The sequence below is a fragment of the Acinetobacter sp. GWC1_38_13 genome (genome assembly GCF_001767535.1).
Taxonomy (GTDB): domain Bacteria; phylum Pseudomonadota; class Gammaproteobacteria; order Pseudomonadales; family Moraxellaceae; genus Acinetobacter; species Acinetobacter junii.
This window is the reverse complement of sequence record NZ_MELG01000101.1, coordinates 6,396-7,062: the sequence shown is the minus strand read 5'-3', so window position 1 is coordinate 7,062 and position 667 is coordinate 6,396. Positions and strand designations below refer to the sequence as shown.

Below are 667 nucleotides of genomic sequence, written 5' to 3'. Positions count from 1 at the left end.
TAACCAATACTATTATGGAAATCAACTACTTCATACATTACAAATCAGACTTAACCAAAATAGCTGAATTAACTATCGAACACCTCTCTAATTCTCATAGTGAAATTTTAAATAACCCTAAACTTATGCAAAAATATACATATGGTTTTATTATTAAACGTTTTAGTAAAACACGTGGTACAGCCTATTTATCCAATGGCTGCTTTCATTGTGATGCTTTACAGGGGGCTTTTTTTGCTCACCATGAAAAGGACCCTAATAAAATGAAATGTAGTGAATATATAGAGGTAAGATTAGATAAGGATAGTAAGGTTGATGATCTTTGGTACTACCTTTAAATAAGTTAAAGAATTAATTTATATTACTCCAAAAGAGATATCCATTCTCCTTTGCCTGACTATACGCCCAACTTGCAACACTATGTGATCTTTCAATATTTGCAAGAAAACCCAGCTTTGATAACTGCTCTGTAATGAGGTGATCAAAGTTTTGGTTGCGCTCTTGCCATTGGAACAAAAACTCTTCTGACGCCAAGAAATCACTTTTTGCCGAATTGCATTTTTCATCTGCAAGCACAAAATTATGACCTGTATCTGCTGGGTACATTGCCCAAGGTATGAAATGATCCACAGCCCATTTATTTTGTTTAATTGGCTTTTGGCAGTAA

At 33.9% G+C, this 667-nt stretch carries 2 protein-coding genes; one reads left to right on the top strand and one right to left on the bottom strand.

Annotation, left to right across the window (positions count from 1 at the left end; genetic code table 11):
- Nucleotides 1–338 (top strand): hypothetical protein (locus A2003_RS10795; RefSeq protein WP_286687339.1); only part of this gene is annotated, 338 nt, incomplete at its 5' end.
- A 13-nt stretch (nt 339–351) separates the two neighbouring features.
- On the opposite strand, the gene A2003_RS10790 is transcribed toward A2003_RS10795, so the two are convergent.
- Nucleotides 352–667, bottom strand: a 316-nt coding sequence (locus A2003_RS10790) for an HNH endonuclease (RefSeq protein WP_286687338.1), incomplete at its 5' end; no start/stop codon positions are given.